Below are 12901 nucleotides of genomic sequence, written 5' to 3' on the forward strand. Positions count from 1 at the left end.
GAATCCGATGCGAATGTGGTTTTTGAGTGCTGGCCTGGCCTTGATGTGCATGGCCCAGAACGCAGCGGCGGGTACAGTCCTGATCGTTGGCGATAGTATCAGTGCCGGTTTCGGACTGGATACCAGCAAAGGGTGGGTAGCCTTGTTGGGACAGCGGCTCAAACACGAAGGTTTCGACGATAAAGTGGTCAACGCGTCCATCAGCGGCGACACCAGCGCCGGAGGCCTCGCGCGGCTGCCGGCGGCGCTTGCGGAGCATAAGCCCAACCTGGTGATTATCGAGCTGGGCGGCAATGACGGCCTGCGTGGACAGCCGCCCGCGCAATTGAAACAAAATCTTGCGTCGATGATCGAGCAGTCCCAGGCGGTCGGGGCCAAGGTCCTGCTGCTGGGCATGCAGTTGCCGCCTAACTACGGTCCGAAATACACCACGGCATTTGCCGGGGTCTACGCGGCCCTGGCCAAGGAGAAGAGCGTGCCGTTGGTGCCGTTTTTCCTCGACGGCGTGGGCGGTCATCCCGAGCTGATGCAGGCCGATCAACTGCACCCGGCGGTCGGCGCCCAGGGTAAGTTGCTGGAAAATGTCTGGCCGACGCTAAAACCGCTGTTATGACGCTTTTCTACCGGCAGGCTTTCGGCTAAGGTGGCGCCCCCCCGATTTGGAGCCCTCGATGTCGCGTCCTGCCTGGTCCCTGTTTAATTACCAACTGATCGAGCCGGACGAGCAGCTGGATCTGTTCGCCTGCCAGGAAGTCCGGGTGCATCTGGTCACGCGTCAATTGGAGCTGGGCGGCACGATCGATCGCACGCTCTGCGGCACGTTGTTGCCGGCTCAGCCACGCTGGTCGGCGGTGGATCGCTCGATCTTCCAGGACCAGCGCCTGTGCCCCCTGTGCCGTGCCATCTTGGAGTCGCAAAAGCGTGGCACGCCGCCGATCTGGCCGGAGCTGCGCTTCGAGTGGTGAGGGGCGCTACGAGCTTGCAGCTTGAAGCCCGCATCGCGTATACAATCGCTTTTTACCTACACGTTGTTCTGCGAAGGATTTTCCGGATGTTGTCGCGCCTTTCCGCCGTCACCTGCTGCCTGTCTCTTGCCGCCCTGTGTGCGGCGGGTTCCGCGGCGGCCTTGCAGTTGCCCCTGCCACCCCCGGGCGAAGACATCGTCGGCCAGGTCCAAGTGATCAAGGCCAAGTACGAAGATACGTTTGCCGACCTGGGCACCACCTACGACCTGGGCTACTCGGAGATGGTCGCCGCCAACCCGGGCGTCGATGCCTGGTTGCCGGGGGCGGGCACCGAGATCGTCCTGCCGACGCGGTTCATCCTGCCGCCGGGCCCCCGCGAAGGCATCGTGATCAACCTTGCCGAATACCGGCTCTACTATTTCCCCAAGGGCCAGAACGTCGTCTACACCTTCCCGCTGGGGATTGGTCGTGAAGGCTGGGGCTCGCCGATCGCCCATACCAGCATTGTCGCGAAAACGCCGAACCCGACCTGGACGCCGCCCGCTTCGATCAAGGCCGAGCACGCCGCCAACGGCGATCCGTTGCCCAACGTGGTACCGGCCGGCCCGGACAACCCGCTGGGGCCGTTCAAGTTCACCCTGGGCACGCCGGGCTACCTGATCCACGGCTCCAACATGAAGTTCGGTATCGGCACGCGTACCAGCCACGGCTGCTTCCGCATGTTCAACAATAACGTGCTGGAAATGGCCGGCATGGTACCGGTGGGTACTCCGGTGCGTATCATCAACGATGCCTACAAGTTCGGCAGCAGTGGCGGCAAGGTCTACCTCGAAGCGCATACGCCGCTGAACGACGATGGCACGCCGTCGGTGGTCGACAAGCACACCGCGGTGATCAACGCGCTGCTCAAGCGTGAAGACCTGGCCAATCACCTGCGGGTGAACTGGGATCAGGTGCGCGACGTGGTCGCGGCGGAAGATGGCCTGCCGACTGAAATCGGTGTGCCGGCTGCGGCGTCGATGGTCTCGAACGCGCCGCTCGATCCGTTGCAATAAGCCGGTTCGATCAATCGCCCGCCACGGCCTTGGGCTGCGGCGGGCTTTTTATTGCCCGTGATCCGGGACCGAATCGCAGGCAATAAAAAGCCGGTCCAAGAATGGACCGGCTTGGTAACAACCCCGAAGGACTATTACTTGCGGCTAGCTTTTTCAAGCATGCGCAGAGCGCGCTCGTTAGCTTCGTCAGCAGTCTGTTGTGCTTTTTGAGCAGCAGCCAGAGCTTCATCAGCTTTACGGTAGGCTTCGTCTGCACGAGCCTGGGAGCGAGCTGCTGCGTCTTCAGTTGCAGTCAGACGAGCTTCGGTTTCTTTGGAGACGCTGCTGCAACCGGTAGCCAGAACTGCGGCCAGAGCCAGAGCAGAGAATTTCAGAACGTTGTTCATCGTGTTCCCCTTCAAGGACTTTCTATAAGATAGCTACTATCTCAGAGTGAGCTAATAGCCGGCGTACATACTACTCATTACTTGTAGTAAGTAAACTGACGTAGCGCAAGAAGCAAAAAAAAATTTCTGTGCTGAATCTATTTTGGCTAATCTTTTGGGAAATTGTATAAAAAGCGTTCAATTTTTAGCAGTCTGCTGAAGAATGCATGCGCCCTGAAAGGGCCGGCCCGCATGTGTCAAGCCTTGTAAGTAGATGAAAATTTATATACTGAAGCTAACACTTTTGTACAGGTTGACTTTGCCAAACCCTGTATCTTTTGCGCATGTAGAGGTGACTTTAACAGCGCCTGTTCGTCTCAAGCTTCAACTGCCGGCAATGTTCAGGCTTTCGGTCACCGATTGATCGAGGCCCTTTCTATATCCGCCAGCCCCAGGGATGACGAGTGCGTCTTGAGCAATTTCAGGATTGCCGCCTACTATTCTCTACGTGCTGGTTGTGAGCGCTCACGGTTTTCTCGTTGTCGAAACCGGCACGGGGTGGCGTAGATGTTCCTTCGCCGGAAAAACATCGGTAAGGTAGGGGTCAGAATCCAAGACCCGCGAGGAGTAGTGATGAGCGAGGCGTTGTCCATCCACCATGACCAGGCTGGTCATCAGTTCGAGACCAATGTGGACGGTCATCGTGCCTACCTGACCTATATGGACCTCGGGAAGCAGACCTTGGACATCTATCGGACCTTCGTGCCCAACGCACTGCGAGGTCGCGGTATCGCGGCTGCATTGACCGAGGAAGCCTTGAAGTTCGCCGAAGAGGCCGGCTACACGGTGATCCCGTCGTGCTCTTACGTCGAGCGCTACATGGAGCGCCACCAGCGCCATGCGGCCAAGCTGTAAGGCATGAACTGCAACATGAAAAACGCCGGGCTTAGCCCGGCGTTTTTGTGTGCGCTGATCAGGATCAGGTTCAGCTGCGCTTGCGCAGGGGCAACACGTCCTTGAGCTTGGCGTGCATGCTGCGCAGGGTGTTCTCGGTGGTCGCCCAGTCGATGCAGGCATCGGTGATCGACACGCCGTACTGCAAGTCGGCCAGGTCTTTGGGGATCGCCTGGCAGCCCCAGTTCAGGTGGCTTTCGACCATCAGGCCGATGATCGACTGGTTGCCTTCCAGGATCTGGTTGGCGACGTTTTCCATCACCAGCGGTTGCAGGGCCGGGTCCTTGTTGGAGTTGGCGTGGCTGCAATCGACCATGATGTTCGGCTTGATCTTGGCCTTGTTCAGCGCCTGTTCGCACAGGGCAACGCTGACCGAATCATAGTTGGGCTTGCCGTTGCCGCCGCGCAATACCACGTGACCGTAGGCGTTGCCTTTGGTGGTGACGATGGAGACGCCGCCTTCCTGGTTGATACCCAGGAAGCGATGAGGGCTGGAGACCGACTGCAGCGCGTTGATCGCCACGGTCAGGCCGCCGTCGGTGCCGTTCTTGAAGCCCACGGCCGAAGACAGGCCGGACGCCATTTCGCGGTGGGTTTGCGATTCGGTGGTGCGCGCGCCGATGGCCGACCAGCTGATCAGGTCCTGCAGGTACTGCGGGGAGATCGGGTCGAGGGCTTCGGTGGCGGTGGGCAGGCCCATTTCGGCCAGGTCCAGCAGCAACTTGCGACCGATGTGCAAGCCGTCCTGGATCTTGAACGAGTCGTCCAGGTACGGGTCGTTGATCAGGCCCTTCCAGCCGACGGTGGTACGCGGTTTCTCGAAATAGACGCGCATGACCAGATACAAGGTGTCGGACACTTCTTCGGCCAGCGCCTTGAGGCGCTCGGCGTATTCGTGGGCCGCCTTGAGGTCGTGGATCGAGCATGGCCCGATTACCACGAAGAGGCGGTGGTCGGTGCCGTCGAGAATGTCACGAATGACTTCGCGGCCCTTGGTGACGGTCTGCAGGGCAGCGTCGCTCAGGGGGATTTCGCGCTTGAGCTGATCGGGCGTGATCAGGGTCTCGTTGGATTCGACGTTCAGGTCGTTGATCGGTAAATCAGCCATCGTGTTACTCGTCAGGGTCACGGGTGCCGGCCGCCAGCCATCCCCGTGCGGCGGAGCACAGCATGATTTGAATGCAGGGGGGAGGAACCTTAGCGCGTAACACGGGCCCGCGACAATGGGCAAAGCCCGCTTTAATCCAGTGCCGGCACTACAAACGCCTCATGGGAGAATTCACCGGCATGCCGCGCCACCCACTCGCGGGCCATCGTTTCGAACTGCTCGGGCGTCGACTCGGCGTCTTCGTGCTGGCGGCAGTAGCGCTCTATCCGGCATGCTTGCTCACCCATGCGTGCGCCGAACAACGCATGTTCATCGGTAAACGAGATGCCGACGCGATAGCCGTCTTCTACCTTGCGGCACCATGCCACATAGCCCGGGTAGCGGGCCCCGGCGCCCAGGGACGGGATATGCAGGTCAACCGCTGTACCCTGGCGCCAGGCACGCGGGCAATTGCAGGCGATGCCGCCCAGGCCGATAGTGTGCAGGCGTTGGCGGGGAATGGGGGGAGAGGGACGTTGGATCAACAGGGCAGCGACATCATCAGGATGAGGTAAAAAACGACCCATGTACACGGACTCCGAGCACCGTCCAGTCGACGGCGGTGGCAGCAGTATAGTGAAGGAGCAGGCATTGACCGACCTGGATATTGACCAGCAACTGCTGGGATTACCAGGCATTTCGCTCGTGCTGTTTACCAGCGTGGGCTGTTCCGGTTGCCGTTGGGCGCATCAGCAGCTACCGGGCTGGCAGTTGCCGGTGGATCGGTTGTGCTGGGTGGATGCCGGGCACAACGGCGGCGCGGTGGAACGTTATCAGGTCTTTCATTTGCCGGCGCTGTTCGTGGTGTGCGAGGGTCAATTCTTCGGGCAGATACAGACACGTCTTACACCTTCCGAGCTTACCGACGCTATTCATCAAGCGCTTACCCGCACTCCAGAGGATTTGCCATGACCGCATTGTCGCCACGCATTGGCATTATCGGCACCGGCGCCATCGGTGGTTTCTACGGCCTGATGCTGGCGCGCGCCGGCTTCGATGTGCATTTCCTGCTGCGCAGCGAATACGCAGCGGTCAGTGAGCGTGGCCTGCGCCTCAATAGCAGCGTGCATGGCACCTTGCACCTGAACCCCGTGCAGGCCTACGCCCACGCCGCCGACATGCCACCGTGCGACTGGCTGCTGGTAGGCACCAAATCCACGGGCAATGTCGACCTGGCCCCGACCATCGCCCAGGTCGCGGCGCCCGACGCGAAGGTGGTGTTGCTGCAAAATGGCCTCGACGTCGAAGACAGCCTGCGCGAACACTTGCCGGCGTCCCTGCATCTGCTCGGTGGGCTGTGCTATATCGGCGTACACCGTTCCGCCCCCGGCGTCGTCGAGCATCAGGCGTTGGGCCGGGTCAACCTGGGTTATCACAGCGGCACCGCCGCCAACGACGAAGCGCGCCAGAAGGCGATTGTCGAAGCAGGCGCCGCGTTGTTTCATCAGGCCGGCATCGAGTCCCAGGCCATGGCCAACGTACACCTGGCGCGCTGGCACAAGCTGGTGTGGAACGTGCCTTATAACGGTCTCTCCGTGCTGTTGGGCTGTGGCACCACGGCGATGATGGCGGACGAGTCCAGCCGCGAACTGATCCAGGCGCTGATGGCTGAAGTGGTGAAGGGCGCTCACGCCTGCGGTCACGACATTCCGGCCAGCTATGCCGAGCAGATGTTTACCATGACCGAAAGCATGGACGACTACCTGCCTAGCATGTACCACGACCATATCCATAAACGCCCGCTGGAACTGGCGGCGATCTACGCTCGCCCACTCGCCGCCGCCAAGGCCGCCGGCTGCGAGCTGCCGCGCATGCAGGCGTTGTATCAGGCCTTGAGTTTTATTGATCGGCATAACCGCTGATTGGGGGGAACCACCATGGCAAACGGATTGGGCGACAAACTGGTGCTGGCGATTTCATCGCGGGCCCTGTTCGACTTGAGCGATAGCCACAAGGTCTACCTGGCCCAAGGCGTGGAGGCCTACCGCAAATACCAGATCGAGCACGAAGAAGAAACGCTCGAGCCGGGCGATGCCTTCCCGCTGGTCAAAAAACTGCTGAGCCTCAACGCCAGCCTGGGCCGGGCCCGGGTCGAGGTGGTGCTGGTGTCGCGCAACAGTGCCGACACCGGCCTGCGCGTGTTCAATTCGATCCAGCATTACGGGTTGGACATTTCCCGCGCCGCTTTCGTAGGAGGGCGTAGTCCATATCCTTATTTGGCGGCGTTTGGTTGCCATCTGTTTCTTTCGACCCATGCTGACGATGTGCGCAGTGCGCTCGATGCCGGGTTCGCCGCGGCGACGATTCTGTCGGGCGGCGCGCGCCGTGCATCGAGCGAGGAGCTGCGGATCGCATTCGATGGCGATGCGGTGTTGTTTTCCGACGAGTCGGAGCGCGTTTACCAACAGGGCGGGCTGGAAGCGTTCCAGGCCAGCGAACGCGAATCGGCGCGCCAGCCGTTGCATGGCGGCCCCTTCAAGGGCTTCCTCGCGGCGCTGAACCTGTTGCAGCGTGAGTTTCCGGACGCGGCCTGCCCGATCCGCACTGCCCTGGTCACCGCCCGGTCGGCGCCGTCCCACGAGCGGGTGATCCGTACCCTGCGCGAGTGGGATATCCGCCTGGACGAGTCGTTGTTCCTCGGCGGCCTGGAGAAATCCGCGTTCCTGGAGGCGTTCGCCGCCGACGTATTTTTCGACGACCAGGCCGGCCATTGCGAGAAAGCCAGGGAGGTGGTGGCCACCGGGCATGTGCCCCATGGCATCAGTAATGAGGTGAAGGTTCAGACGCCGAGCTAAGTCAGTCGAAATCCCCGAGGCGCTGCTAAGCTCATTCAATCTCCGCCATCCTGGCAGTCCAGGAGGTTTTATGATCCGTTCGATGCTGTATGCCACGGACCTTGGTCTGTATGCGCCTTATGTGATGCAACATGCGCTGGCGCTGGCGCGAACGTTCAAGGCTGAGCTGTCGGTGATTCATGTGGTCGAACCCATCGGGCTGTTCGCCGAATCGGTGTTGCAAAGCTACCTTGATGAAAAGGCCCTGAACGAATGGCAGAGCCAGGGCCTGAGCACAGTGATGGCGACGATCGAGCAGCGGGTCCTTGAGAGTTTTCGCGAGGAGCTGGGGGACGGCGCGCAAGACTTGCAACTGATCCACTCGGTGCGGGTGATCCAGGGTGACCCGTGCGAGGTGATTCTCGACCAGTTGCGTAAACTTTCCGTGGATTTGTTGATCGTAGGCAGTCATAGCCACGCAACGGCCGCGGCCACACCCCTTGGGCGCACTGCCGCGCGGGTGTTGCAGCTGTCTCCGGTGCCGGTTTACCTGGTGCCATCGTTACAACGTCGACGCAGTGATGACGTGTGAGGGGGAGTGATAGATAAAAAGTTCTAGATTTATCCGTCTAACCTTTAATATAGTTATATATCGTCGCTGATACCCGTGGCGTCTATCTGCTTTGAGGGATACATATGAAGCTTCAACAACTGCGCTACATCTGGGAAGTGGCGCACCACGATCTCAACGTTTCCGCTACCGCTCAAAGCCTGTACACCTCGCAACCGGGTATCAGCAAACAGATCCGCCTGCTCGAAGACGAGCTGGGTGTCGAAGTGTTCGCCCGCAGCGGCAAGCACCTGACACGCGTCACCCCGGCCGGTGAGCGCATCATCACCACCGCCGGCGAGATCCTGCGCAAAGTCGAAAGCATCAAGCAGATCGCCCAGGAATTCTCCAACGAGAAGAAGGGCACCCTGTCGATCGCGACCACCCACACCCAGGCACGGTATGCGTTGCCGCCGGTGATCCGCGATTTCATCAAGCAATACCCGGACGTGGCCCTGCACATGCACCAGGGGTCGCCGATGCAGATCGCTGAAATGGCCGCCGACGGCACCGTCGATTTCGCGATTGCGACTGAGGCGCTGGAGTTGTTCGGCGACCTGGTGATGATGCCGTGCTATCGCTGGAACCGTTGTGTGGTGGTGCCGCAAGGCCACCCGCTGGCCAAGCTGCCTAAGCTGACCCTGGAAGCCCTGGCGGAATACCCGATCGTGACTTATGTGTTCGGCTTTACCGGCCGCTCCAAGCTCGACGAAGCCTTCAGCCACCGCGGCCTCACGCCGAAAGTGGTGTTCACCGCGGCCGACGCCGACGTGATCAAGACTTACGTTCGCCTGGGCCTGGGCGTGGGGATCGTCGCCAAGATGGCGGTCGATACCCAGCTCGATAAAGACCTGGTCGTGCTCGACGCCAGCGAGTTGTTCGAGTCCAGCGTGACCAAGATCGGTTTCCGTCGCGGCACGTTCCTGCGTGGTTTCATGTGCGACTTCATCGAGAAATTCGCCCCGCACCTGACGCGCGAAGTCATGGCCAAGGCGATCCAGTGCCACAACAAGCAGGAACTGGAAGAGTTGTTCGACGGCGTAGAACTGCCCGTCCACTGAGTGGTTTCAGCGGGCCTCGGTCACCGTAAAGTGTTGCCGGGCGCCCGCCACCAGGATTTCCACCTCATCGCCTTCGAACTTGCCCAGCAGGCTGTGGCCCAGGGGCGAGCGCGGGGTGATGACGGTGACCGGTTGCCCCACCACATCGACTTTCAAACCCGCAGCATCCGGCGCCAGGAACAACCATTGCTGGCGACCGTTTTCGTCCTCCAGGCCCACTAGCGCGCCGACTTCTATGCCCCGTTGCTCATCGTATGCACGCAGCTGCAGTTGCAGGTTCTGGCACAGCGCCAGCGACTGCTTGATTTCTTCCACCCGCTTGGCCTGCCCGGCCGCCAGGTAAGACGCTTCCAGGCCGAGGGTGTCGTATTTGTTTTCGGCGATGTTTTCTTCGTGGGTCGCGGTTTCGTAGGCGGTCTGCGCGGCGCGCTGGGCGATGTCGAGGTCGACGCTGAGTTTTTCCAGGATCAACTGGAGGACGGCGTGTTTATTCATGGTTGGGCTTGATCATTCGCAAAATTGCAGGACATTCGCCTTGCTCTTTTCATTGGGCGCGTTCTGGTCCTGTTGCAGCCAGAACTGGCATTTGGGGTTGGACAGGTTGCGCGCATTGTTGCGCGCCTGATCCAGGCTCTGCCGTTGTTCCTGCTTGCGCAGGTTCTCTTGATACTGCTCGAACAGACGGTTCGGCGGTTCCACCGCGACCGGTGCGGGCTTGCCGAGTTGCTCGACGGCCTGGGCGACCGGCGCCAGGCTCTGCGGGAACAGATAGCGCGACGCCAGCCAGGTGGTCAGCGCAATCGCGATAAACCCCAGCCACACGCCCAGGGCGATAGCGAGACAAAGCTTGAACAACGACAGCGGACGGTCAGACATGGCGGTCTCCTGGCAGGCATTTACGGCGTGGCGGCGATTGTCGCACAGCCTCCGTGCAGAATAATCGCGATCAAGCCTTCTGCATCGGGGCATTTATGCGGACAATCGAGCCTTTGAGCGTGGGAGCCCGGAATGAAAGCCCGCTGGGATATTTTTTGCAGCGTCGTCGACAACTACGGCGACATTGGCGTGACTTGGCGCCTGGCCCGGCAATTGGTGGTGGAGCACGCCTGTGATGTGCGCTTGTGGGTCGATGACCTGCGGGCCTTCGAACGCATGTGCCCGGAGATTGATGTGCAACGGGAGCAGCAATGGCAAGAGGGCGTCGACGTGCGCCATTGGCCGGCGCAGTGGTCGGCCACGCCATCGGCGGATGTGGTGATCGCCGCGTTTGCCTGCCAGCTGCCGCCTGACTACATGGACGCGATGGCCGCGCGCGAGCACGCGCCGTTGTGGATGAACCTGGACTACCTGAGTGCCGAGGACTGGGTGGTGGGGTGCCATCGTCTGCCGTCGGTGAAGTTCAAGGGGGTGCAGAAGTACTTCTTCTTTCCCGGCTTCCGGCCCGGCACCGGTGGCCTGTTGCGTGAGGCGGGGTTGCTGCAACAGCGTCAGGCGTTTCAGCAGGATGCTGGCGCTCAGAAAAATTTCCTGCAAAGCCTGGGCGTATTTCCCGCAACCGGTGCGCGGCTGATGTCGCTGTTTGCCTACGAAAATGCCGCGCTTGCCGGTTGGCTGGATGTGTTGGCGACGGACGGGCGCGCCACTCATCTGCTGGTGCCGGAAGGGCGCATCCTCGGCGATGTGCAGCGCTGGCTCGGCGTGGACCGGCTGGCGGCGGGCGATACTCATCAGCGCGACGCCCTGACCGTGCAGGTGCTGCCGTTCGTGCGCCAGGAGCAATACGACCGCCTGCTGTGGTGTTGCGAGTTCAACGCCGTGCGCGGCGAAGACTCGTTCGTGCGGGCCCAATGGGCCGGGCGCCCGTTGCTGTGGCACATCTATCGCCAGGACGAAGACATCCACCTGGACAAGCTCGACGCCTTTCTGGAGCTGTACACCGCAGCCCTCTCGCCGGCGGCAAAACTCGCGGTGGTAGCGCTTTGGCAGGCCTGGAACACCGAGGGCGATATGGCCCAGCCGTGGAAAATGCTGCTGGAACACTGGCCGGAAGTGGCTGCACACGCCGAAACATGGTGTCTGGAACAGGCCTTGCAGGCGGATCTTGCGACGGCGCTGGTACAGTTTTATGAAAGTTGGATATGATACGCCACCTTGATTTTTGTAAACCCCATCCAAATTTCGGATATACGCAATGAAAACTGGTAAAGAACTGAAACCCGGTATGGTAATCCGTATCGACAACGATCCTTGGTTGGTTCAGAAAGCTGAGTTCACCAAGTCGGGCCGTAACAGCGCGATCATGAAGACCAAGCTGAAAAACCTGCTGACTGGTTACAAGACCGAAACCGTTTACAGCGCTGATGACAAGCTGGACGACGTGATCCTCGACCGTAAAGAAGCGACCCTGTCCTTCATCAGCGGCGACGCTTACACGTTCATGGACACCACCGACTACACCATGTACGAGCTGAACGCTGAAGATATCGAAGCCGTTCTGCCGTTCATCGAAGAAGGCATGACCGACGTCTGCGAAGCTATCTTCTTCGAAGACCGTCTGGTTTCCGTAGAGCTGCCGACCACCATCGTGCGTAAGGTTGCCTACACCGAAGGTTCCGCTCGCGGCGACACTTCGGGCAAAGTCATGAAGCCTGCCAAGCTGGCTAACGGTACCGAACTGCAAGTGGCCGATTTCATCGAAATCGACGACTTGATCGAGATCGACACCCGTGAAGGCGGTTCGTACAAAGGTCGCGCCAAGAAGTAATTCTGGCCCCACCGGTACGAAAAAAGCCCGACCTTGAGTCGGGCTTTTTTGTGGGCGTTTACCTGTCACTTCAAGTATTGCCTCAGCTCATCCGATGCTTGCCGCAACGCCAGCACGTGGCTGGCGGCGTGTCGTTGGCGAGCCGAGCGGGTTAGACGGTGACGTGCAGACGCACATCGACGTTGCCGCGGGTGGCGTTGGAGTACGGGCAGACTTGGTGGGCAGCGTCGACCAGGCTTTGCGCGTCGTCCTGGGCCAGGCCCGGCAGGCTGATGTGCAGGTCGATATCCAGACCGAAGCCACCCGGGATCTGACCGATGCCGACATGGGCAGTGATCGACGCATCATCCGGAATTTTGCGTTTGGTCTGGCTGGCGACGAATTTCAGTGCGCCGATAAAGCAAGCCGAGTAGCCGGCGGCGAACAGTTGTTCCGGGTTGGTGGCCTGACCGCCGGCACCGCCCAGTTCCTTGGGGGTGGAGAGTTTGACGTCGAGGATGTTGTCGTTGGAAACGGCGCGACCATCACGGCCGCCGGTGGCGGTGGCTACTGCGGTATAGAGCGTTTGCATGGTGTTGCCCTCTTGGTGTTTTGCGCTAAATGTTTGCGCGCTAAGTAGTTGGTGAGATGAATATATAGCGCTAATGTTTAGTGCGCAAGATAAATTTCAGGATTTTTTCGTAAGGGCACCTCAAAACCACCTGTGGGAGGGGATTGCCCCCTCCGCAGGTATTGGGCTTGGGTGTGTTTAGACCGCGCCTTGCAGATTGCCCCGCAACGCAATCAAATCAGCTTGCAGCTTGCGCAGTTGCGCCAGATCCAGGCCGCTGGCGCCGAGGATGCACTGAGGAATCCCCTTGGCCTTGTCTTGCAAGGCACGGCCAGCGTCGGTCAGTTCCACCACCACCACCCGCTCATCTTCGCGACTGCGCGTGCGGCTGAGCAGGCCCTCGGCTTCCAGGCGCTTGAGCAGGGGGGTCAGGGAGCCGGGATCGGTCAGCAGGCGGCTGCTGATTTCGCTGACAGTCAAGCCATCTTCTTCCCACAGCACCATCATGGCCAGGTACTGCGGATAGGTCAGGCCGAGGGCTTGCAGCAACGGCTTGTAGACCTTGGTCATCAGCAATGAAGTGGAGTGCAGGGCGAAGCACAGCTGGTTATCCAGCAACAGGGATTGGCAAGGATCGGGATTTTTGCTCATGGTGC

At 60.3% G+C, this 12901-nt stretch carries 18 protein-coding genes; 11 read left to right on the plus strand and 7 right to left on the minus strand.

The annotated features are described in order from the left end of the window. Positions 1-7: 7 nt before the first annotated feature. From INT12_RS10125 to INT12_RS10135, 3 genes are all read left to right on the plus strand, one after another. Positions 8-613 carry an arylesterase gene (locus INT12_RS10125; protein WP_026140353.1) on the plus strand — a complete coding sequence of 202 codons (606 nt, stop codon included), beginning with the start codon at positions 8-10 and terminating at the stop codon, positions 611-613. Positions 614-671: 58 nt separating this feature from the next. Beyond that, a complete protein-coding gene (locus INT12_RS10130) occupies positions 672-965 on the plus strand; it encodes a hypothetical protein (RefSeq protein WP_017849529.1) in 294 nt (97 codons plus the stop codon). An 86-nt stretch (positions 966-1051) separates the two neighbouring features. Beyond that, positions 1052-2020 (plus strand): L,D-transpeptidase family protein, encoded by a 969-nt coding sequence (locus tag INT12_RS10135; RefSeq protein WP_017849528.1) that lies wholly within the window; start codon positions 1052-1054, stop codon positions 2018-2020. 134 nt (positions 2021-2154) lie between these two features. On the opposite strand, the gene oprI is transcribed toward INT12_RS10135, so the two are convergent. Further along, the gene (oprI, locus tag INT12_RS10140) at positions 2155-2406 is read right to left on the minus strand and encodes an outer membrane lipoprotei OprI (protein WP_003172710.1); all 252 of its coding nucleotides are present in this window, start codon (positions 2404-2406) and stop codon (positions 2155-2157) included. 612 nt (positions 2407-3018) lie between these two features. Between oprI and INT12_RS10145 the strand changes: the two genes are divergently transcribed. Next, positions 3019-3300 (plus strand): GNAT family N-acetyltransferase, encoded by a 282-nt coding sequence (locus INT12_RS10145; RefSeq protein WP_003189869.1) that lies wholly within the window; start codon positions 3019-3021, stop codon positions 3298-3300. 70 nt (positions 3301-3370) lie between these two features. Here INT12_RS10145 and INT12_RS10150 read toward each other — a convergent pair whose 3' ends face one another. Then, positions 3371-4447 (minus strand): 3-deoxy-7-phosphoheptulonate synthase, encoded by a 1077-nt coding sequence (locus INT12_RS10150; protein ID WP_017849526.1) that lies wholly within the window; start codon positions 4445-4447, stop codon positions 3371-3373. A 131-nt stretch (positions 4448-4578) separates the two neighbouring features. Further along, complete coding sequence (locus INT12_RS10155; RefSeq protein WP_193040427.1) at positions 4579-5013, minus strand: PilZ domain-containing protein; 435 nt, start codon at positions 5011-5013, stop codon at positions 4579-4581. On the opposite strand from INT12_RS10155, the gene INT12_RS10160 reads away from it, so the two are divergent. The 5 genes from INT12_RS10160 to cysB all read left to right on the plus strand — a co-directional run bounded on the left by INT12_RS10160 (position 5012) and on the right by cysB (position 8931). Continuing rightward, complete coding sequence (locus INT12_RS10160) at positions 5012-5398, plus strand: hypothetical protein (RefSeq protein WP_017849524.1); 387 nt, start codon at positions 5012-5014, stop codon at positions 5396-5398. The genes INT12_RS10155 and INT12_RS10160 overlap by 2 nt on opposite strands. Further along, the gene (locus INT12_RS10165; protein ID WP_057003730.1) at positions 5395-6348 is read left to right on the plus strand and encodes a putative 2-dehydropantoate 2-reductase; all 954 of its coding nucleotides are present in this window, start codon (positions 5395-5397) and stop codon (positions 6346-6348) included. Before INT12_RS10160 ends, INT12_RS10165 begins: the two co-directional genes overlap by 4 nt. Before the next feature lie 15 nt (positions 6349-6363). Further along, positions 6364-7281, plus strand: coding sequence for a 5'-nucleotidase (locus tag INT12_RS10170; protein ID WP_046384243.1), 918 nt, complete (start codon positions 6364-6366; stop codon positions 7279-7281). 70 nt (positions 7282-7351) lie between these two features. Then, the gene (locus INT12_RS10175) at positions 7352-7852 is read left to right on the plus strand and encodes a universal stress protein (RefSeq protein WP_046384242.1); all 501 of its coding nucleotides are present in this window, start codon (positions 7352-7354) and stop codon (positions 7850-7852) included. A gap of 104 nt (positions 7853-7956) precedes the next feature. Beyond that, entirely contained in the window at positions 7957-8931 is a 975-nt protein-coding gene (cysB, locus tag INT12_RS10180) for an HTH-type transcriptional regulator CysB (protein WP_017849520.1), read from the plus strand. 6 nt (positions 8932-8937) lie between these two features. On the opposite strand, the gene INT12_RS10185 is transcribed toward cysB, so the two are convergent. Then, positions 8938-9426 carry a GreA/GreB family elongation factor gene (locus INT12_RS10185; RefSeq protein ID WP_046384241.1) on the minus strand — a complete coding sequence of 163 codons (489 nt, stop codon included), beginning with the start codon at positions 9424-9426 and terminating at the stop codon, positions 8938-8940. A 12-nt stretch (positions 9427-9438) separates the two neighbouring features. After that, complete coding sequence (locus INT12_RS10190) at positions 9439-9807, minus strand: hypothetical protein (RefSeq protein ID WP_017849518.1); 369 nt, start codon at positions 9805-9807, stop codon at positions 9439-9441. A gap of 132 nt (positions 9808-9939) precedes the next feature. On the opposite strand from INT12_RS10190, the gene earP reads away from it, so the two are divergent. Beyond that, complete coding sequence (gene earP, locus INT12_RS10195) at positions 9940-11073, plus strand: elongation factor P maturation arginine rhamnosyltransferase EarP (protein WP_193040428.1); 1134 nt, start codon at positions 9940-9942, stop codon at positions 11071-11073. 49 nt (positions 11074-11122) lie between these two features. After that, a complete protein-coding gene (locus tag INT12_RS10200) occupies positions 11123-11695 on the plus strand; it encodes an elongation factor P (RefSeq protein ID WP_017849516.1) in 573 nt (190 codons plus the stop codon). A gap of 151 nt (positions 11696-11846) precedes the next feature. On the opposite strand, the gene INT12_RS10205 is transcribed toward INT12_RS10200, so the two are convergent. Next, positions 11847-12266 carry an organic hydroperoxide resistance protein gene (locus INT12_RS10205; RefSeq protein WP_010211852.1) on the minus strand — a complete coding sequence of 140 codons (420 nt, stop codon included), beginning with the start codon at positions 12264-12266 and terminating at the stop codon, positions 11847-11849. A 177-nt stretch (positions 12267-12443) separates the two neighbouring features. Continuing rightward, positions 12444-12896, minus strand: a complete 453-nt coding sequence (locus tag INT12_RS10210; RefSeq protein ID WP_193039860.1) for a MarR family winged helix-turn-helix transcriptional regulator — start codon at positions 12894-12896, stop codon at positions 12444-12446. Positions 12897-12901: the final 5 nt, after the last annotated feature.

It is taken from the genome of Pseudomonas sp. K8 (genome assembly GCF_014889455.1).
GTDB classification, from domain to species: domain Bacteria; phylum Pseudomonadota; class Gammaproteobacteria; order Pseudomonadales; family Pseudomonadaceae; genus Aquipseudomonas; species Aquipseudomonas veronii.